The following is a 20,243-nucleotide window of genomic DNA, read 5'->3' as shown; positions in this document are numbered from 1 at the left end:
ATTTACCGCGAGTCGCCATCCTCCCGCCACAGCCAGCGCAGGATCTCAGGCAATAGAGCACCGCCATGTGCATCCGAATGAGCCCCGTCGCCCCAGACATGAGTCACTTCGTAACGCGGCCCGGATGATTTCTTGCGATCCGCCTCGGCGTTGGCCCAGTTGAATGACGCCAGCATCTGTTGATTGGCGAGAAACCAGTTGCCGTGCTCGTTATCGAGATCGTTCGAGCCATCCTGCAGGAAGATTCGCAGCGGCCGGATCGGGCTCTTGCGGATCAGTCCCGGATACAGATCGCCTCCCAGCACCGCCGGTTGTCCGTCCTGCGCCGGGCGATAGCCGATGGAGACGTAGCTGCCGATGATACTGATCACCTTGCGAAAAACATCCGGCCGGTGCCACGCAACGGTGAAAGCACAAATGGCGCCACTGCTCGTCCCGCCGATCGCGCGTTGCCGTGGATCGTTCGTTAAGTTGTAGCGGCTCGCGACACTCGGCAACATTTCTTCGACGATGAATCTCGCGTAGCGATCATCCACCGCGTCGTACTCCGCTGCGCGATGATCTGGATTGCTCATGCCCAGCGTATCCGGATACGTTTCGGCCACGTGGCCCGGGGTGATGAAGATGCCGATGGTGACTGGAACGTCACCTCGGTGAATCAAATTGTCGAGCACCGCCGGCACTCGCAGCGAGCCCTGCGGATTGGTGGCCCGTTGACCGTCCTGAAACACGAGCACGCTCGCCGGTTTGGCTCGATCGTATTGTGCCGGCACGTAGATCCAATAGCGACGCACGGTGCCAGCAAATATTTTACTGTGAAACTCCAATGGGCCCAGCAAGCTGCCCTGAGGCACGCCGGGTTGGACCAGCGAGTCGGGCGTCAGAGGATAGTCTCCCGGCTTTCGTTCCACTTCTGCAGCTACGGCCAAAGTCGTCGTCAGCAAACATCCACACAGCGCGGCGATTGTATGTCTCATCATGCCTGGCGGGCTCCGTGAAATCGCGTGTCGCGTATATTGCTTGTACGCTTGGTTTGGCTCGTTCAATAATCGCGATCGAACACTTGTTATTAACGCCAAAAGGAGTTGGCAATAATGAAAGGTCTCATCGCGTGTCTCATTTTACTTTCGGCGGGGGTGTCCACGCAGGCCCTGGCCATCGTCCTCCCCGTCTACCTTGACACAGGCGTCGTCACCGACAGTCCGGGCTCGGGAACGTACTGCGGGGTGACGAACGCCCAGCTACCCGGAGGTCTCACTCAAACCTCCACAGTGTTCGCCACCGGTGGGAATGTATCTTTCGGCACCAACGCCTACAGCTATGCATTGACCTCCGACTATACCGCTGTATGTACCACGGTATTCTGGAACGTCGCCTCCTACGGCACCTTTTCCGGCTGGGAGCGCGTCATGATCGGAGGGTATCTGGTCACGATCGATGTGACCGGAAACTATCAGTACGGTAACTGGTCGGGCGCGATATTTCCGAAGTATCAGGTGCTGGGCGTCGACTACGCGCCGCCCGGCGCCAGCAGCTCGGTCAGTTACAGTGCCAACTTCGTCCGAGGCACCAGCCAGACCATCGGCTCGAGCTTCAAGGACCAGACGCAAGTGAGCCTGTCGACGCACGGGGAATTCGAGATCGGTAAAGTGGGTGTGGGGTTGAATACCAATATTACCAGTCTCTATTCCCAGCAAACCGACTACAACTCGACCGATTCCTGGAGCGTTACCACCACCGGCGGTGACATCATTCGAGGACCCGCGTCCTCGGCCGCCGGCGTCGATCATGACTACGACATCGTGTGGATCTGGTTGAATCCGGCAATCAATCTGATCCTCACGGGCCCGGCGAGCATCACGTGGAATGGGTACTCGTACAACACCGCGGATCCCGTCAACGAGATGGACGTGCTCTTTTTATATGTGTACGAGCTGAAAGATCCTTCGCGGATTCCCGCGAACGTCGCGTCGCGCCTGGCGCGGAGTTGGGACCAATCCGGTGTCGGTGGGCTCAATGCTACGGACTACGCGACCATCCTTGCGTCGACGCCCTTTGGTGCCAATCCCGCGTACGATCCCAACACGGACACATCGGGCCGCTACACACTCCAGATCGGCCAGACCTTCAACTATATCCCGGCCCCTCCGGGCGGGCAGCCTGTCACCCAGACCTTTTCGACCACGACTCAATCGACCAGCACCTCCGGCAGCGGCTCGGAAATTACCCGCAGCGTCTCCACCTCCATAGAAAACAAGCTTGGCTTCAAGTCAAAGGCAGAGATCGCCTTGAAGCTGACTGACACTGTCACCACGGTGTCGAAGCAGAGCTCGTCCCAGACCACCACGGCCGGGCAGACCGCCAGCTTCTCCATTACCGGACCGCAGGCCTCCGACAACTACACGGGACCCACGGCGATTCAGATCTGGAGAGATAACATTTACGGCTCGTATATGTTTTACGCGGCGCATTGATCGAGCTTGAGAGCTGTCCCCGCTTTGGCGCGGTTGTGGCGCCAAAGACGGGGACAGTCCGAGGGCTACTGCTCAGGCGAGACGAACGGCGCCGCTGCGCAGCTCGTTCGCGACCGCCACCTGGTCGATGTGCGCGAGTACTCCTGGGCGGAAGAAGAGTCGCTGCGAATGCAGTTGGATAGTAGTAAGGGCTCTAACTCGTTGTGAGGCGATCGATGCCCGATAGGGCCCGCGATAAAAACTCTCGTGTCAGCGAGGCAACTTCAGCCAGATTCGTTTCCAGCAGCCAATGGCCGCCATCGAGGAGGTGCAGCTCGGCGTTTGGTAGATCGCGTAGATAGGCGCGTGCCGACGCTTCAGGCATGTAGCCATCTTGCGGTCCCCAGACGATCAGGGTCGGTGGCTGGTGCTGACGCAGATTAAGCTTGGTACTTCGGGAACCATTCGAGGTTGTCGCGCAACTTCACGATCACCTCGGTTGCAATCTCCTTTCGCCGGGGCGTAGTCAACGACCAATGCAGTTTCCAGAGATCGGGACTGATGCGCTGGGCCAGCTCGGGCCGGACATCGTTTAGAAACTCATCCCGATACCCGTCTTCGCTCACCGCCGCGTCGAGCTTGGCCCGGCGCTCGGGTGTGGGATCGCGAAAATATTCCTGGAGCGGAGCGTATTTCGGCCCCAGCACGTCTTCGTAGATGTCGCCGTTTTGAACGATCAACGCGACGATACGATCCGGGGCGCGGATCGCGAGGCGCAGACCGATCTGCGATCCGAAATCGTGCAGATAGAGAACGAAGCGGCGAATGTCGAGGTGGTCGATGAACTTCTCCAGGAACACGGCATAACCATCGAAGTCATAGGCGAAGCCGTTGGGGGTGTCGCTGTAGCCACATCCTGGGAAATCGGGCGCGACGAGCCGCCACCGATCCGCCAGCAACGGTATGAAGTTGCGGAATTCATAGGAGGAGCACGGATAGCCGTGCGGCAGCAGGACCGCCGGCGCATCGACCCTCCCGCTTCCCGATAGAAGATACGTGCGCCGTCTATTTCTACAAACCGGTGCTGCACTGGAGCTGGGCTGGTCATATCGCACTACCTCGCGCTGACGTGTTGAACGAACGTGTCGTGTGCGCGGAGGTTCCGAGCGGAGCGGGCAGGCGCGACATTCATGGTATTATTTTTATTCGGCGTCGATCCCGATCACCTCATGGGTACTCATCGAATGAGCTTCACGGAAGAAGTCCTGAGAAAAATAGAGCAGCTGCGGAGCAAGGACGCGGCGCTCGCGCTGTTCGGTGCAAGCGCGCATCGTTACGAGTTCAACCCTCCGCTCTCATCTGAAGAGGTGGCCGCCTTCGAGGCGAGTCAGGCACTGCGTCTGCCCGAGGACTACAGGGACTTCATCCTGAATGTCGGCAACGGCGGCGCCGGCCCCTGCTATGGGATTTATCCGTTGCGGCCGGAGGGCAGCATTCATCACGGCATGGTCCATCGCAATCGGATCGACCTGTCGGTTCCTTTCCAGCACGATGGGCCGTGGAATGCGGATTGGCTCGATCAGATCGATTGGGACGCCGGGGAACGGCCCGACGATTGCCGCATGGAGGAGTATCTGGATACCCGGCACATCGCTGGCACCTTGTGTATCTGCCACTACGGCAGCGGCGATTTCTGGCTGCTGGTCGTGAAAGGAACTGAGCGTGGCAACCTATGGATGGATGGCCGCGGCAATTTCAGCGGGGTCTTTCCGGAGAGCGGCGCTCACGGCGAACGGCTGACTTTTTCGCAGTGGTATCTCAATTGGCTGGACGGCTGTTTGCAGGAAGCCGATCGAGCCCGCAAGCCGGATTTGCAAGGTGGTGGGGCTCGAGATGGCTGCGTGCGGCAATGAGTCTGCGTGCAGCGATCGCGTCCTTGGAATTGCCGACACTTTCCACGGCCAGCAGTTCGTTGCCCCGGAGATAGCATACGCTGAAGCAGCGACTTGTCGGGTCGCCGCGCACGACGACCGTATCGTGTCCGGAGGCGAGCCCGGTGATCGTGAGCTTCAGATCGAATTGTTCTGACCAGAACCACGGCACGCTGTCGTGCTCGGCCGGCTCGCCTAGCATGTTGAGGGCGGCAGTCGTCGCCTGTTCGAACGCGTTGTCGACGGATTCGAGGCGGACATACCCGCCATAGCGCGCACTGGGATGACTGGTGCAATCGCCGGCGGCGTAGATGGACGCATCGGACGTACGGCCGTGAAGATCGACGACGATTCCGTTGTCACATTCGAGACCGGCGTCGCAGGCGAGCTCCTGGGCGGCTGCGGCGCCGACACCGATCAGCACGATGTCAGCTTCGTGCTCGCAACCATCGCAGACGACAGCCCGCACCTGTTGCGTGCCGGCATGCGAAGCGATCTCCAGGCTACCCGCGCCGCAGATGATGTTGACACCGTTACGTAGGTGCTCGGCAGTGAACGCGGCAGACGTTTCCTCGCTGACCACTCGTTTCATGACCCGGTCCTGCGTCTCGAGGACGGTGACGGCGAGTCCCCGCTGACGACAGGTGGCTGCGACTTCGAGGCCGATGTAGCCGCCGCCGATGATGACTATTCGACGAGCGGATTCCATCCCTGTCCGAAGAGAGTCGACATCGGCCATCGTGCGCAGGTATCGCACGCCATCTAGGTCCGCGCCAGGCACAGTCAATGCCCGAGCACGGCTGCCAGTTGCGATCAGCAAGGCGTCATAGGCGAGGTCGGAACCGTCGTCGAGGCGCGCTCGTTGCGTACGCCTGTCGATTTGCAGCGCTCGCCGGCCGAGCCGGGTTTCGATGGCGCGTTCTGAATAATATCGGGCCTGGCGTATCAAGAGGCGCGAGCGCTCGTGGGTTCCCGCAAGATATTTCTTGGAAAGCGGCGGGCGCTGATAGGGAAGATGCGGCTCGTCGCCCACGAGTACGATCGAGCCTCGATGTCCTCGGCGTCGCAAAGTGTCGATTGCCTGCGCGGCCGCGTGGCCGGCGCCCAGAATGACGATGCGCTCTGGCATGCCAGTTGCGGCCTGTCGCACTACGCGAGTGCTCGCAGCACTTCGACTGCTAGCGGCGCTGCGGATGCAGGATTTTGCCCCGTGAGTAGATTGCCGTCGCGGACCACATGCGACTGAAAGGGCTCGGCCGCGCACGAATACTGTGCGCCTAGCTGATTCATCCGCTCTTCTGGAAGTAGCGGCACGATTTTGTCGTAACCGATGGCGCGCTCTTCGGCGTTGCTGACACCAGTGACGGCCCGTCCCGCGACCAAAGGCTTGTCGTGATTACAGCGCGCGGTCGTCAGTCCCAGCACACCGTGGCACACAGCGGCGACCACGCGGCCCGAGCGATCGAGCGCTTCGATCAATCGTGTCAACGGCGTGCTCGCGGGGAAATCCCAAGCGGTTCCAGCGCCACCGACGAGGTAAATCGCATCAAATGTTGACGCCTTGAGACCTTCGATCGGCAGCGTGTCACGTAGAGCAGCGGTCGCGCGTGCGTCGTGCTGGAATCGGCGGCCGGTCTCAGTGAGCCAGGGTTCCTGCAGACTGCCGGGATCGAGCGGGGCGCTACCGCCGCGGGTGGAGGCAATGCTGACCGTGTGTCCCGCGTCAATGAACGTGTAGTACGCGCCGGCGAGTTCCTCGAGCCACGTACCAGTCGCGCCGCCGTGGTCGCCGAGGCGGTCGTTCGAGGTCACGACCATCAGAATGTGCTTGGACATGAATTCTCCTGATCGCACCCTGCCGATACGCAGGGCGCTGTGAATGCCGGCCGGCATAGTCGCAGCCGTGGGTCGCCGCACCCATCGTCCATAGAGGGGGGAAAGCTGACAGGATGACCACGGCCTCATCCTTTTTGGGGGATGGCGCAAGCGCGAGTTGCGGGTGAAACATCGGCTATGAAGTGGATTGACGGTACGACATGGCGTACCGTTGACGCATACAGTCGATCATCGGCCGATGACCTCTGAAAACTCATCCAAGCGCCCAGCCGGTCGCGAGCCGTCGCCAAACCGTTTGTTGCGGCCAGTAGTGGCCCAGCTGCCGGTGACCAAGGCTGCCGACGCCGCACTGTCCGAGTTGCCGGCGCTCCCGGTGCCGCTCGTCATGCGTCAGGAACTTCTCACTCGCATGTTGCGCGATCAACCTCGTGTGCGTGTATGGGAGATCGTCGCGCCGGCCGGCTATGGCAAGACAGCGCTGCTGACACAAGCTGCACGGCACGAATGGCGAGGGCCGCGCCGATTGAGGTGGCTCACGCTCGGTCCGGCATACGACACGCCCGATCAGCTTGTCGAGGCGCTCGGTACCGTTCAGGGGACAGATCTATTCCTGGATGACGTGGACGCCTTGCGCAATCCCGAGTGCTGGCGCGTGCTGACCGACTTCGTCGGCAGCGTGAGCGAAGATTCGCGACTGTTTCTCGCGGCGCGCAGTGAATGCGATCTCAAACTTGGTCGACTCGAGCTCGCGGGCATCGCTGCTCGCTGGTCCGAGCGCGAGCTACGCATGTCGCAGGAGGAGTTGCTCGCTTTGTGCGCCGATTGCCCGGCGGCGGATGTTTCCGGAGTGTTGGAAGCCGCCGAAGGGTGGGCCGCTGGGGCACGAGCCCTGGCGATGGCCGGTACCGGTTGGAGTTGGCAAGCACCGGAGGTCGCAGGGATCGCCCGCATTCCAGACCCGCTCGCGCGCTATTTCGAAGAACAGGTTCTGCATTCTCTGAGCGAGAGTCAGCTGCGTTTGATGATGGAGCTGGCGGTGCTCGAGCGATTCTCGGCCAGTATCGTTCGCGATCTGCCGGGCAGCGCGTGGAATTGGCACGACTTGCTGGAGTTGAAGCGCAAGGGACTGTTCCTGCGGCCACTCGATGACAACGAAGAGTGGCATCGGCTGCATGGGCTGCTTGCCACATTTCTGCGCCGACAGTTGCGTCGCATGGCGAGTGAGCGGGAGCGCAGCTTGCATCGTTTTGCGGCGGAATGGTTCCAGACCAGCGGCTATCCAACGGAAGCTGTTCGACACGCACATGCCTGCGGCGACCGGGAATTCGCTGCTGCGGTCGTGGAGCGGGCTGGCGCGTTTCGACTGAGCATGCATCAAGGGGTCTCGGTATTGCGCCAGGATGCGGAGCCCCCGGGACGCGCGCACGAATATCCACTGCTCACGCTCGGTCAGATTTATCTCAAGGCTCAGGACGGACGGTTCGAGGAAGCGCGTGCGCAGTTCAATCATCTGCGCGCGGCGACTCACGAGTTCCAGGCCCTGCGCTCGAGCGGCCGGGAGGCCGACGTTGACAGTCTGGTCGATGTGCTCGACATGGTGCTGCGGGTCTACGAGGACCAGTCGATCGATGCTCCCGAGATCGACATCCTCGAACGGCATCTCGAGCATGCGATGGACAACGATCCGGTGATGCTGGCGAGCCTCGCGTCGATACTGTGTGTCGCATATTCCAGCTGCGGGCGCGTGCGGGATGCATATGCGATCTGCGAGCTGGGGCTCGGGTCGCTGCGTCACCATCGCGCCGATCATGTGTTGTTCTATCTACACATGCAGCAGGCCCGAGTGACGCTCATGTTGGGGCGTCCGAAAGAAAGCATGTTGCACATTGAGCACGCTCAGAGCCTGTCGCGTCGCGCATTCGGCGAGCGTGGGCATGGCGAGGCGATCGTGGACGTGATGCGAGGAGTGTTGTACTACGAGAACAACGATCTCGATGCCGCTGCGCGGGTGCTGGCAAGCTCACTACGACATGAGGTCCTGCTCAATGGCTGGTTCGAGCTCTATGCGAACGGTTTCAGCGCCGCGGTCGATCTGGCCGCCTTGCGACAGGGCGAGGCGGCCGTCGCAACTGTACTGAACGAGGCGGAGATCATCGCGCGGCAGAAGCAACTGCAACGCCTGGCCGATTACATTCAGATCCTTCGACTGCGAGAAGCCACTCGCGTTGGCAATCTGCCATACGCTGTCAGCTTGCTCGAGAGTGAGACGATCAGTCAGCTGACGGCGCCGGGCACCACCGGTCCGGCCTGGGGGCTACGTCTGCGGAATGCGGCTTTGATCGAAGGTGCGCGACTGCTCTTGCGCATGAATCGCCTCCGTGAAGCTGCGGACTATTTGCGTCGCATGGAGCGGCGCCACGTGCAGGATGGCGACACGCGATTGCGTTTCTCGTTCGAAGTGCTTGCGATGACGACGGCGTTCAAGCTTCGTCGCCACCAGGAAGCGTTCGATACTTTCGTTCGGGCCGCGGAGCTGGCACTCGAGGCAGGATTCACTCGCCAGCTATTGAACCATCGCGACAGCCTGCTGGAAGTGTTCGAGTGGGCGATGAATACCGGTCGACCGATGTCCTCGCGAATCACCGCCTTTTGCGGCTCGGCGCTTCGGCATGCCGACGCGACTGAATCGGGTCAAACTTTGCAGCGTCGCCTGATCCCCAAGCGTCGCGCGCAAAGTACCTCCGAAGTCGACTTGAGCGCACGGGAAGCGGAGATCCTGTCGCTGGTCGCTGAAGGCCTGTCGACCAAAGAAATCGCTTACCGCCTCGGCGTATCGGTGAGCACGGTCAAGACCCATCGTAAGAAAATCTATCAGAAGCTCGGCGTGAACCGACGCTCGCAGGCGATCGCCCTCGCACGCGCGAAGCTGATCGTCTGATTCATCCATCCCCCTTTTGGTCGAATTGCTCCGAAGCCTCGTTCGGCGGACCTTTAGCGCCCGAGGCGATCACACGAGATCAGGAGCAGGGGTATGGCGAATCAAGCAGTGAGCACGCACACCGTCGCGATCGATCGCATAAGGCGGCGGCACACGAATCCGGTGCCGCACGAGGGCGATAACGGCCTGTTCAGCCAGTCCTGGTTCCCGATCTGCCTATCGAGCGAAGTAGCGCGGGGGCAGGTGATCGGGCGGGATTTCCTCGATGGTCGCGTGGTCGTGTATCGCGGCGAAGATGGTGTGGCGCGAGTAATGAGTGCGTACTGCCCGCACGTCGGGGCGGATCTGTCGGTTGGTGCAGTCGTGGGCAATCGTCTGCAGTGTGCCTTTCATCGCTGGGAGTACGACGCCGAAGGCTGGTGCGCAAAGACGGGCGTCGGTGATCCGCCGCCGCCGACCGCATGCCTGTTCAAATTCCCGGTGATCGAGCGCTTCGGCATCGTTTGGGTCTTCAATGGCGAGCAGCCGCTGTGGGACTTGTTCAATTTCGATGCGCCGGACGAGGAGATCGCATACACCGCTTTCTATGCCGATTTATATACGTGCGACGGCTGGATCTTCGCGGCGAACACACCGGACATTCAGCACATCAAGGCGGTGCACGGCATTCGTTTTCTGACCGAGGACCCGCACGCGATAGTGCAGTGGGAACCGTACGGTTTCCGCATGAAGATCAGCGCGCGTCATCTGAACGATGAGGCCATCGAATGGAACGTCGGCATTCGCGGTTCGAGCACATACATTCAAGAGGGCACAGTGGATGGCTGGTGGCTGGGCGTCTTCGCCGGCTTCTCGCTGCCGCGCCCCGGCACGCATCGCCCGTTCATGGCCATCTGCGTCCGTAAGGGCGATGGCTCGCCGGACAGCGAGAAGCTGATCCAGGAGCGGCTCGAATTCGGCAAACAGCTGCTCAGCCGCACCGCGTTCGAGGACAAGCCGATCCTCGACAACATTCATTACACGGCGGGCACATTGACCCGCGGCGATCTCACATTGGGGCGATACATCGAGATGCTCCGAAAGTATCCGCGTGCGCATCCATCCGCGGATTTCATCAAGTGATAGTTCTGAAAGAGGAGCAATGGCATGACTCAAGCCCCGGACGATGTTCGTCAGGCGATCCGCGTTCGCAGCGATTTGTTCGAGAAGCACTTCGCGGCATCGAACGCAGCGGCGCTGGTTGCGGATTATTACGTCGCCGAACCGATGATGTCGGCCCCGGATTCGTCGCTGCTTCGCGGTCGAGCAGCGATCGCGGCGCTGTTCACTGAGGTAATGAAGGGATTTGTGAGATGTCGCCTCGTGCAGGTTGAGGTGCGTGCCGGCGGCGATCTGGCCTACGAGGTGAGTCGCGCGCTCCTGGAACCACGCGAGCCAGGTGTCGAGCCGACGGAATGCAGATACATGATTGCCTGGCGGCGAACGCCGGATGGCTGGCGGGTTGAGATGGATTTCTTCTCCTGGGGCAAGTTGCTCTGAGTCACGGATCGGCAGCCATGGGGTAGCGAAGATCGAATAAATAGAGGCAGGGGAGAGTTCCATGATACTGCGACAACGATTCCTGACTTATCTGGCGGCGCTGGCAGCGATGACTTCTGCGAATGCACAGCAAGCGATGGACGCGACCGCGAACCTGGAGGAAATTACCGTGACGGCGCGCCGCCGCAGCGAAACGCTACAAGATGTGCCGATCGCGGTAACCGTCATGACGAGCCAGGACATCGCCAGAGCCGGCATTGTCAGCGTGCAGGACTTTGCCAACCTGACACCGAATGTCACGTTCGACAATGCGCTCAATCTCGGCACGAACTATCTGTCGATCCGCGGACAGAGTCAGGCGCAGTATTCGCCGCCGCCCGCTGCAATCGTCGTGGACGGTGTGCTCAACATCTCGCCGATGCAGTTCAACGTCGATGAGTTCGACTTGCAACAGGTCGAGGTACTGAAGGGCCCCCAGGGCGCAATCTACGGACGGAACGCGATCGCAGGGGCGATCAATCTCACGACCGCGAAGCCAGGACCGGAGTTCGGCGCTCATGCGCTCGCAAGCTTCGGCTCGGCGGATGAATGGATCGGCAAGGGTTCGATGAGCGGTCCGGTGATCCCCGATCTGCTGTACGTGCTCGGCGGTGTTTCGTACACGGACCGGCGTGGTCAGGTACGCAATGCCACGACCGGCGGGTATTCCGATAAGTATGAGGATGTGACTTCCCGGCTGCGAGTCGTCCTGACGCCGGCCGACAACGTCGAGGCCGATATCAAATACACGTACTCGGACGCAGAAGGACACGATCCGGCCTACGTCTGGAGCCGCTCCGGCGATCCTGCGATCAGCTCCGATCCGTTCGATGCCAATCGGATCGGCAACAATCCCCGCAAGCTGCACGATCTGTCCGGCAGGTTGACTTGGGATACCAGGCTTGCCACGACGACGTTGACCCTCGCGTACGTCGATGTGACCGAAGGTCTCGCCGAAGACCTGGACATGACCTCGGACGATATTCTGGCGGCGACCCAGCACGAGGAACAAAAGGGCTTCTCTCAGGAGTTGCGCTTTGCCTCGGCGACGGGCAGCAATCTGAGCTGGCTGATCGGCGGCTATCACGTTCGCTCGAATCAGCGCCGGGTCACGAACATCTACGTCGATCCGTTCTTCTTCGGCCTGGCGCCCGTTGCCACGCAGGCCGACGCGCTGTTCTCCGCCAACAGCGATTTGAATCGTTACGAAACCTGGGCGGGTTTCGGGCAGGTGCAGTACGACTTCACCGCCAGGTTGGGTGTCGAGCTCGCGCTGCGCTATGACGACGATGAGCTTCACCAGATGCCGGGCGCAGGCGCCGAGCGCGCAGCGAGCTTCTCCAAGTGGCAGCCCAAGGCCACGGCAATCTACAAGCCATCCACCGATCTGAGCTTCTATGTATCGGTGGGACAAGGCTTTCGCAGCGGTGACTTCAACGCCAGCGGCTCGAGTTTCGGCAACCCGGTGATCCTCGCGGAGACCGCGACCAACTACGAAATCGGAGCGAAAACACGGCTGCTGGACCGCGCGATGACGATCAATGCGGCCATCTTTCAAACCGATCTCGACAACGGTCAATTCAAGCTGTTCGATACGGTGGGCGCCACCAATGTGGGTGTCAACATCGACGAGACCCGGATTCGTGGCTTCGAAATCGAAGGCGCGCTGCGAGCGATGCAGGTGTTGGATATCCGCGCCAGCTTCGGCTACACCGATCCGGAGATTCGGGCTTTCACGCCACCTCCCGGCTTCACGGGCGAGGCGCGCACTTATATCGGCAACCGGCCGCCGCGCATCGCGAAGGTCACTGCCAATCTCGGGTTCGACCTGCATCTGCCGATCTCAAACGGACTGACGCTGTTCTTCCGTCCCGGTTATCGATACGAGAGCGGTCCCTACTGGGATCCGGAGAACGTGTATCGCAGGCCCGATCGCGATCTCATCAATCTTCGCGCCGGCGTGCGCGACAGCGACGAGCGTTGGAGCGTGACGGGGTGGGGTAGAAATGTCTTGAATGAGAAGGTCACGGCCGACTATCAGCCCTACACCAACAGCGGACACCCGTTAGGAAACGATTTGTACTACCCGCCCGTCGGGTCGAGCTACGGCATCGAGTTGACGGTTCGCTACTGATGACAAATGAAGAGCAGTCAGGCGTCGCAGTCCTGGTGGTCGACGATGCGGGAGAGCGGCGGGTACGCCTCGCTCTGGGCGACACAGTGCTGACCACGCTGCAGGATGCGAACGTCGCGGTCGGATCGGTCTGCGGCGGGAACATGAGCTGCGGTACTTGTCACGTTTACATCGAGTTGCCTGGCGTCGATTGTGAGCGCGTACGCAGCCCGGAAGAGACCGCTTTGCTGGAAGACAGTCGTCACTTTCGCCGAGATCGATCTCGACTTGCCTGTCAGGTCGAGGTTACCGCCGCGCTTGCGGCTGCCCGCATCGTCGTGGCGCCCGACGAGTAGGCTGGAGACGTTTGCTTTTTCTTGTGTGGAGGATTCTATGCTGATCGATTTGTCACTGCCGCTCAACATCGCCCAGTTCAGCGGCGGCGAGGACTATGTGAGAAAGATCGTCGAAGCCGGGCACGCCGGAACGCACTTCGATGTCATGGACAAAGTCTTTCCGCTGGAGAGCTTTCGCACCAACGGCAAGGTTGTCGACGTTTCTCACATTCGCGATCGGGAGGTCGAGATCACGGACATTGCTCACGTTCCGGTACAAAGCGGCGACATGCTGATTTTTTATACCGGCTGGGTCGACGAACTGGGCTATGACACGGCACATGACTACGTGAAGAAGAGCGCCGAGCTGGCCGACGCGACCGTGGCGTATCTTGTGGATCAGGGGGTGCGCCTCATCGGCGTGGATGCCGCCGGAGTGCAGAAGCCCAAGAAGCACGCCGCGGTGGATCAGTATTGCGCCGACCGTGGAGTGTTCATCATCGAGAACTTGAACAACGTCAGACAGCTCCTCTCGCTGTCAGCGCCATTCACTGTGTACACGGCTCCGCTGAATCGCACCGACCTCACCGGTTTGCCCTGTCGAGTGATCGCGGAGACGAGAGCGTGACAAGTAGTCGCCCGGCACCCGTCAGGTTTCTTGTTGGGTGAGAATCTTCGTGTAATAAGGGATCAGCTCGAGGCGCTGCTTGCGGGACTCGCGCACGCCCAATGCGTAGTAGCCGACCTGATGATAATAAGTAACACGCGCCCGTACGTGCGCTTCCTTGCCTTTGTAGCCCAGATCTCGAAACACCTGCTCGATGAAACCGACGCGCTGCTCATCGACCGCGTGCACGGTATCGAGCACTTTCGGTGAGGTGCGGGCCCAGTCCCGCACCGCGCCGTCCCACTTCGGGTCGTATTCCTTCTCGCTGATCCACAGGTCCACGAGCGCTTTGAACTTCTGCAGACCGCTCAGCTCCGTCGCGGTGGCGATTTTCTCGAACAGCACGGTACTGGACTGCGCCCAGAAGCCGAGCAGGGCGTCGAGCAGTTGCTCGCGACTTTCAAAAAACCAGTAGAACCCGCCGCGCGTCACTTCCAGCCGCTTGGCCAGCTTGTTGACCTCGACACCGGCGGTTCCTTCTTCGATCAGCGCATCGCGCGCGGCTGCGAGCCAGGCGTCGCGCCCCAAGGGTTGGCGGGTCTGACGCGAGCGATTCGGCGTCGTTCTGGATTTGGTTGCCATGCCGGTATTCTACACAGCTATTGCCATACACATGTGTCTGGAATAACAATAGGCCCATGCAACGGTATTCGCTCCTCAATCTGGCTCGCAATGCGCTCCGGGGAAACAAGGACTGGCGGCCGGCCTGGCGTACGCCGACGCCGAAGCCCGGCTACGAGGTGGTGGTCATCGGCGGCGGCGGGCATGGGCTCGCGACCGCTTACTATCTCGCCAGGGAGCACGGCATTCGCAATGTCGCCGTGCTAGAGAAGGGCTGGATCGGCGGCGGCAACTCGGGTCGCAATACTCAGGTGTGTCGCTCGAATTATTTCTATCCCGCGAGTGCGGCCTTCTACGATCATTCGCTCAAGCTCTACGAGGGTTTGAGCCGCGAGCTCAATTTCAACATCATGCTGAGCCAGCGAGGCGTTCTGTCGCTCGCTCACAGCGAGCATGAGCTCGAGATCAATCGCCGATGGGCCAATGCCACGCTGATGAGTGGCGTGGATTCCGAGATCCTGACGGCGGCCGACATCAAAAAGCTCGTGCCACGCATCAACCTGGAATCAAGGTATCCCGTGCTGGGAGGCTTCATTCAAAGGCGCGGCGGTATCTCCAGGCACGATGCTGTCGTATGGGGTTATGCGCGGGCCGCGAATGCGCTCGGCGTCGACATCATCCAGAACTGCGAAGTGACCGGATTTCAGACACGCGGCGGTCGAGTCAGCGGCGTCAGTACCAGTCAGGGCATCATTGCCGCGGATCGTATCGTCATGTCGGTCGCCGGGCATTCGTCAGTGCTCGCCCAACGGGCCGGACTGCGTGTGCCCATCACGACGATGGCGCTGCAGGCGATGGTGACTGAGCCCATCAAGCCGGCGCTCGATACCATATTGGTGTCGGGAGCGATCCATGCCTACGTGAGTCAGAGCGATCGCGGTGAGATCGTCATCGGCGGTGCCGCCGATGCCTACAACTCTTATGCACAACGCGGCGGTCTGCCAGTGCTGCAGGGGACGATTGCAGCCGTCCTGGAGCTGTTTCCAAGCTTCAGTCGCTTGCGCCTGATGCGACAGTGGGCGGGCATGGTGGATATCACGCCGGATACGACACCCATCATGGGCCTGACGCCTGTCGAGGGTTTGTATATCAACTGTGGCTGGGGCACCGGTGGCTTCAAGGCAATCCCGGGCGGCGGACACACCATGGCGGACACCGTCGCCCACAACCGCCCCCATCCGTTGATTACCCACTTCGGACTGAATCGGTTCGAACGCGGCGCGCTCATCGACGAAGGCGCCGCTGCCGGCGTCGCTCATTAAATTGATAGGTCCTCTCGATGTTGCGACTCGCTTGTCCTTATTGTGGTGTGCGCGATCAGCCGGAGTTCAAGTTCGGCGGACAATCTCACATCGCCCGACCGGCCTTCGAGGTCACCGATGCCGTTTGGGCCGATTATTTGTTCGTTCGAGACAATCCCAAGGGCATGCTCTACGAGCGCTGGCTTCACGAGTATGGATGCGGCCGCTGGTTCAACGTCGCCCGTGACACGGTCACGCACGAGGTCCGCGCCGTGTATCGGATGGGGGACGCCAAGCCAACGCTGGATCGGGGAACGACATGAGCGCTGGACCGTTTCGTCTTCCCGCCGAGCGCGCTGCGGGCAGTGCGCTGAATCGTCAGCAGCGTGTTCGCTTCAGCTTCGACGATAGAACTTACGAAGGATATGGGGGTGATTCGCTTGCATCCGCGCTCCTGGCCAATGGCGTGCGCACAGTCTCGCGCAGTTTCAAGTTTCGTCGCCCCCGGGGTGTTTACTCGAGTGGCATCGAAGAAACGAATGCGTTCGTGCAGCTCGGGACGGGGGCATCGAGCGTCCCATCTGCGCGTGCCACGCTCGTTGAACTGACGGAAGGATTGCGGGCGAGCTCGCTCACACGACGCGGTTTCGATGTGGGGCGCGTGCTCGATTTCACAGCGCCGCTTTGGGCTGCGGGCTTCTACAACAGAACGTTCATCTGGCCGAGCTGGCATTGCTACGAAGGCATCATCCGCCGGATGGCGGGATTCGGACGCGCACCGAATGAACGGGATCCCGATCGCTATGAATCTCGCAACCTGCATTGTGACGTCCTCATCGTCGGCAGCGGCGAACGCGGACTGGCCGCTGCGAGCGAGGCTGCGAGCAGTGGAGCACGGGTGGTGCTGGTCGAGCAGGCGAATCATCTGGGTGGGCGCGACGCGTGGAACGGCGGTGCGCCGCAAGGCCGGTCGCAGGATCACTGGAGTCAGCTGCCGAATGTTCAGATTCTGACCCGAACGACTGCGGTCGGATACTACGACCGCGACATAGTCACGCTGTTGGAAAGCGTCCCAAACACAAAGGCAAACTCCGGGCTACCGCGCGAGCGCTACTGGATCGTGCGCGCCAGGCGGGTGATCTTCGCGACCGGCGCCATCGAGCAGCCGCTCGTGTTCTGCAACAACGATCGTCCTGGCATTCTGCTGGCGGGGGCCGCGCACGAGTATCTGCGTCGATATGCCGTCGCGTGCGGTCGCCGTGTAGTCGTCGCGACCAACAATGATTCTGCTTATGTCGTCGCCCGCGATCTCAAGGCGGCGGGCGTCGATGTCGTTGCCGTGGCCGACAGTCGGGCGGACGTGCCGGCTGCGAAGCGACACGAGCTGCAGGCGTTGTCCATTCCGCTCCTGGACGGCACGATGCCTGTCGATACTCGAGGCTTCAGTGCCTTGCGTGGCGTGACACTTGGCAAGCTGTCGAAGGATGGGCAGCGGATTGAATCGACGCAAGACGTCGCATGTGACGCGCTCGCCGTCTCCGGCGGTTGGAATCCCACGCTGCACTTGTATTCGCAGGCGACCGGCAGACTTTCCTACGATCCTCGGAGCAACGCGCTCGCGCCTGGCAGTCGACATCCCGTCGCCGCGCTTGCGCCTGCGAATGCCGAGGAGCGTCACGGCTCTGAGCTCGGTCCGCGTTTGAGTCCCGTTGGCAACAGGGCGCGGCAATGGATCGATCTGCGTCACGATGTGACGGTTGCTGATCTCGAGCTGGGCCTGCGAGAGAACTACGTTTCGATCGAGCATCAGAAGCGTTACACGACGACGGGAATGGCGCCGGATCAGGGCAAGACATCCAACCTGGTAGCGTTGGAAACGGTGGCGCGCCTGCGAGGTGTGAGTCCTGGCGAGACGGGGCATACCACGTTTCGCCCGCCGTTCGTGCCCGTGACGCTTGGGGCGATCGCGGGTCGCGCCATCGGCAGCCGTTTTGCGCCGGAGCGAACATTGCCGCTGAATGACTGGCACGTCGCTCACGGTGCGCTCATGCAGGACTTTGGCGAGTGGAAACGTCCTTCTGCATATCTTCGTAACGGTGAGTCCCGTCATGACGCTGTCATGCGCGAGGCCCGAACCGTGCGCACCGCGTGCGGCCTGCTGGACTATTCGCCCCTCGGCAAGATCGAGGTGCAGGGTCCGGATGCGCTCGACTTCCTCAATCGGTTCTACATCAACGACCTCACGACCCTGAAGCCCGGTCGGGCCCGCTATTGCCTGATGCTTCGCGAGTCCGGTGTGATCTTCGATGACGGTACTGTCGTGAAGCTCGCGTCGGATCGCTATCTGATTACTACGACATCGGGCAACGCGCAGCGGGTTGCAGCCTGGTTCGAGGAGTGGCATCAGTGCGAATGGCCGCATCTGCGCGTCAGTATCGTGCCTGTGACAGAAAGCTGGGCGTGCTTCTCGCTGGCGGGGCCGAAGTCGCGTGATGTGCTCGCGAGCCTCGATCCAAGCATGGATATTTCGACGCCGAACTTTCCTCATTTGGCCATGGCAGAAGGACGGCTGCACGGGCTCGATGTTCGGCTGTATCGCGTGAGTTTCACCGGTGAGTTGGCTTACGAGATCAACGTTCGTACCGGCGCGGCGCAGGAACTCTGGGATGCGCTGATGGATCGAGGCCAGGCTCACGGCATTCAACCGTTCGGTCTGGATGCCCTGCTACTCATGCGGCTGGAAAAGGGCTTCCTGCACGTCGGTACTGATACCGACGGTACCACCGTGCCGGATGATGTCGGCTGGGGAAAGGTCGCTACCAACAAACGTTCGGACTACATCGGTAAACGCTCGCTGTGGTTGCCCGAGCATCGTCGCGCGGATCGCCTGCAGCTGGTTGGCCTCAAGGGCGAAACGAATTTGGTCATTGGCAGCCATCTGCGCATCGTCGACTCCTCGGAAGTCACCGATGGTTGGGTGACTTCGGCGGGCCGAACCGTCATGGGCGATGAGCCGATCGCGCTTGCGATGCTGCGTGGAGGAAGAGAGCGCATCGGCGCGACGGTGAACGTCTACGACAGCGGCGCGATCACGCAGGCCAAGGTCGTCGCTCCGCCGTTCTACGATTCAGCCGGGGAGCGCATGAATGCTTGATATCCATCGACCCAGGGCAGTGCTGGAGATCAACTCCTGGTTGCCCGAGCTCAAGAACGGCGAGCAGCGTCTGTCTCTGAACGGCTGTGAGCTGCCGAGCGAGGTCGGCGCAACGCTGCCTGGCTCTGTTCGCGCTCTATGTCTGGCCCCTGGCCGATGGCTGCTCGTTTCAGAGGAACAGTCGCCAGCCAACATTGCCGAGCGCTTCGCGGCTGAGGTGACGGCGCAGGGCGCTGTATTGATCGACACGACCGACGGCATCGGAGTGTTGAACGTTCGAGGCGCGCAGGCACGTGACGTGCTGTCGAAAGGTTGCGGTCTGGACTTTCATCCGACTGCGTTTGCCGCCGGTCATTGCGCTCGAACGCGTTTTGCGCAGATGGCCGTGATCGTCGAGCACATCGACGACGCCACGGGTTTTCGATTGTATGTCGCCCGCAGCTACCTGCGATTCCTCACCGATTGGATTGCGGATGCCGCAGTCGAGTTCCAGAGCAGCCCATGATGACGCCCCAACAGCCGAGTTACATTCTCACTCTTTCTTGCCCGGACGGCGTCGGCATCGTCGCCGCTGTCACCAATGACCTGGCACAGCACGGTGCGCTTCTGACGGAGGCACAGCATTTCCGAGAACCTGTGTCGAACAGCTCGATTCTGCGCATCGTGTTCGAGTCGGGGAGCGCGGCACCGTTGGACATCGAGCGGCTGAAGCAAGACTTCGAGGCAGTCGCCGGGCGCTTCCGCATGAGCTGGAGTATTCGTGCCGCCTCGCTCCGGCAGCGGGTACTCGTTGCCGTTTCGAAGCAAGGTCATTGTTTGAAGAGCATGCTGCATCGATGGGAAGTGGGGACGCTGCCGGTGGACATCGTCGGCGTCGTGTCGAATCACGAGACGCAGCGTCGCCTGGTCGAATGGCACGGCTTGCCCTTCCACTATTTGCCCATGGAGCCGGAGGGCAAGGCTGCGCAGGAGCGACGGATGTTGCAACTGTTTCGGGACTCGAGCGCGGACTTGCTCGTGCTTGCCCGCTATATGCAGATCTTGAGTAGCGATCTATGTCGTGAGCTCGCCGGCAAGGCGATCAACATACATCACTCGTTTCTGCCGGGATTCAAAGGTGCACAGCCTTATCACCAGGCGTACGCGCGCGGCGTCAAGCTGATCGGAGCGACCTCGCACTACGTGACCGACGATCTGGACGAAGGTCCGATCATCGAACAGGCGGTCGAGCGCGTCGACCACACCATGACGCCGGAGCAATTGACCACGCTCGGCAACGAGATCGAGAGTGTGGTGTTGAATCGAGCTGTGCAGTGGCATGCCGAGCATCGTATCTTCGAGTTTGGCAATCGCACCGTGATCTTGCGGTGAAGCCA

At 61.0% G+C, this 20,243-nt stretch carries 17 protein-coding genes and 1 pseudogene; 13 read left to right on the top strand and 5 right to left on the bottom strand.

Annotated features, from left to right (window positions below; genetic code table 11):
* Positions 1-2 precede the first annotated feature (2 nt).
* Complete coding sequence (locus ACFPN2_RS34565) at positions 3-980, bottom strand: alpha/beta hydrolase (protein WP_380605265.1); 978 nt, start codon at positions 978-980, stop codon at positions 3-5.
* Between the two features lie 114 nt (positions 981-1,094).
* Between ACFPN2_RS34565 and ACFPN2_RS34560 the strand changes: the two genes are divergently transcribed.
* Positions 1,095-2,474: a hypothetical protein gene (locus ACFPN2_RS34560; RefSeq protein ID WP_380605264.1), complete on the top strand. Its 1,380-nt coding sequence runs from the start codon at positions 1,095-1,097 to the stop codon at positions 2,472-2,474.
* A 193-nt stretch (positions 2,475-2,667) separates the two neighbouring features.
* Here ACFPN2_RS34560 and ACFPN2_RS34555 read toward each other — a convergent pair.
* Positions 2,668-3,561 (bottom strand): annotated as a pseudogene (locus ACFPN2_RS34555) (alpha/beta fold hydrolase).
* A gap of 82 nt (positions 3,562-3,643) precedes the next feature.
* On the opposite strand from ACFPN2_RS34555, the gene ACFPN2_RS34550 reads away from it, so the two are divergent.
* Positions 3,644-4,366, top strand: coding sequence for an SMI1/KNR4 family protein (locus ACFPN2_RS34550; protein WP_380605262.1), 723 nt, complete (start codon positions 3,644-3,646; stop codon positions 4,364-4,366).
* Here the strand turns inward: ACFPN2_RS34550 and ACFPN2_RS34545 are convergent.
* Together ACFPN2_RS34545 and ACFPN2_RS34540 are read right to left on the bottom strand one after the other, a co-directional pair.
* Positions 4,272-5,513: an NAD(P)/FAD-dependent oxidoreductase gene (locus tag ACFPN2_RS34545; protein WP_380605260.1), complete on the bottom strand. Its 1,242-nt coding sequence runs from the start codon at positions 5,511-5,513 to the stop codon at positions 4,272-4,274. The genes ACFPN2_RS34550 and ACFPN2_RS34545 overlap by 95 nt on opposite strands.
* 20 nt (positions 5,514-5,533) lie before the next feature.
* Positions 5,534-6,220: a type 1 glutamine amidotransferase domain-containing protein gene (locus ACFPN2_RS34540; RefSeq protein WP_380605258.1), complete on the bottom strand. Its 687-nt coding sequence runs from the start codon at positions 6,218-6,220 to the stop codon at positions 5,534-5,536.
* A 238-nt stretch (positions 6,221-6,458) separates the two neighbouring features.
* Between ACFPN2_RS34540 and ACFPN2_RS34535 the strand changes: the two genes are divergently transcribed.
* The 6 genes from ACFPN2_RS34535 to ACFPN2_RS34510 all read left to right on the top strand — a co-directional run bounded on the left by ACFPN2_RS34535 (position 6,459) and on the right by ACFPN2_RS34510 (position 13,812).
* The gene (locus tag ACFPN2_RS34535; protein ID WP_380605256.1) at positions 6,459-9,158 is read left to right on the top strand and encodes a LuxR C-terminal-related transcriptional regulator; all 2,700 of its coding nucleotides are present in this window, start codon (positions 6,459-6,461) and stop codon (positions 9,156-9,158) included.
* A gap of 93 nt (positions 9,159-9,251) precedes the next feature.
* On the top strand, positions 9,252-10,280 hold the full coding sequence (locus ACFPN2_RS34530) for an aromatic ring-hydroxylating oxygenase subunit alpha (protein WP_380605255.1): 1,029 nt from the start codon (positions 9,252-9,254) through the stop codon (positions 10,278-10,280).
* A gap of 24 nt (positions 10,281-10,304) precedes the next feature.
* Complete coding sequence (locus ACFPN2_RS34525; RefSeq protein ID WP_380605253.1) at positions 10,305-10,697, top strand: YybH family protein; 393 nt, start codon at positions 10,305-10,307, stop codon at positions 10,695-10,697.
* A gap of 61 nt (positions 10,698-10,758) precedes the next feature.
* Positions 10,759-12,870 (top strand): TonB-dependent receptor, encoded by a 2,112-nt coding sequence (locus ACFPN2_RS34520; protein ID WP_380605251.1) that lies wholly within the window; start codon positions 10,759-10,761, stop codon positions 12,868-12,870.
* Positions 12,870-13,205 carry a 2Fe-2S iron-sulfur cluster-binding protein gene (locus ACFPN2_RS34515; RefSeq protein ID WP_380605249.1) on the top strand — a complete coding sequence of 112 codons (336 nt, stop codon included), beginning with the start codon at positions 12,870-12,872 and terminating at the stop codon, positions 13,203-13,205. The genes ACFPN2_RS34520 and ACFPN2_RS34515 overlap by 1 nt, the downstream gene beginning before the upstream one ends.
* Positions 13,206-13,242: 37 nt before the next feature.
* The gene (locus ACFPN2_RS34510) at positions 13,243-13,812 is read left to right on the top strand and encodes a cyclase family protein (RefSeq protein WP_380605247.1); all 570 of its coding nucleotides are present in this window, start codon (positions 13,243-13,245) and stop codon (positions 13,810-13,812) included.
* Between the two features lie 21 nt (positions 13,813-13,833).
* Here the strand turns inward: ACFPN2_RS34510 and ACFPN2_RS34505 are convergent, their stop codons facing one another.
* Entirely contained in the window at positions 13,834-14,433 is a 600-nt protein-coding gene (locus tag ACFPN2_RS34505) for a TetR/AcrR family transcriptional regulator (protein ID WP_380605245.1), read from the bottom strand.
* Positions 14,434-14,489: 56 nt separating this feature from the next.
* On the opposite strand from ACFPN2_RS34505, the gene ACFPN2_RS34500 reads away from it, so the two are divergent.
* Genes ACFPN2_RS34500 through purU form a run of 5 tightly spaced genes read left to right on the top strand, consistent with a single transcriptional unit; the run spans position 14,490 to position 20,238 of the window.
* Positions 14,490-15,734: a sarcosine oxidase subunit beta family protein gene (locus ACFPN2_RS34500; protein ID WP_380605244.1), complete on the top strand. Its 1,245-nt coding sequence runs from the start codon at positions 14,490-14,492 to the stop codon at positions 15,732-15,734.
* Between the two features lie 17 nt (positions 15,735-15,751).
* The gene (locus ACFPN2_RS34495) at positions 15,752-16,036 is read left to right on the top strand and encodes a sarcosine oxidase subunit delta (RefSeq protein ID WP_380605242.1); all 285 of its coding nucleotides are present in this window, start codon (positions 15,752-15,754) and stop codon (positions 16,034-16,036) included.
* Entirely contained in the window at positions 16,033-18,867 is a 2,835-nt protein-coding gene (locus ACFPN2_RS34490; protein ID WP_380605240.1) for a 2Fe-2S iron-sulfur cluster-binding protein, read from the top strand. The genes ACFPN2_RS34495 and ACFPN2_RS34490 overlap by 4 nt, the downstream gene beginning before the upstream one ends.
* Positions 18,860-19,372 carry a sarcosine oxidase subunit gamma gene (locus tag ACFPN2_RS34485; RefSeq protein ID WP_380605238.1) on the top strand — a complete coding sequence of 171 codons (513 nt, stop codon included), beginning with the start codon at positions 18,860-18,862 and terminating at the stop codon, positions 19,370-19,372. Before ACFPN2_RS34490 ends, ACFPN2_RS34485 begins: the two co-directional genes overlap by 8 nt.
* Positions 19,369-20,238 carry a formyltetrahydrofolate deformylase gene (purU, locus tag ACFPN2_RS34480; RefSeq protein WP_380605236.1) on the top strand — a complete coding sequence of 290 codons (870 nt, stop codon included), beginning with the start codon at positions 19,369-19,371 and terminating at the stop codon, positions 20,236-20,238. Before ACFPN2_RS34485 ends, purU begins: the two co-directional genes overlap by 4 nt.
* The last annotated feature ends 5 nt before the right edge of the window (positions 20,239-20,243 follow it).

Origin of the sequence: Steroidobacter flavus, assembly GCF_042651805.1 — a bacterium.
Classification (GTDB): domain Bacteria; phylum Pseudomonadota; class Gammaproteobacteria; order Steroidobacterales; family Steroidobacteraceae; genus Steroidobacter; species Steroidobacter flavus.
The sequence above is the reverse complement of the archived record's forward strand: the minus strand, read 5'-3'. Positions and strand labels throughout refer to the sequence as shown.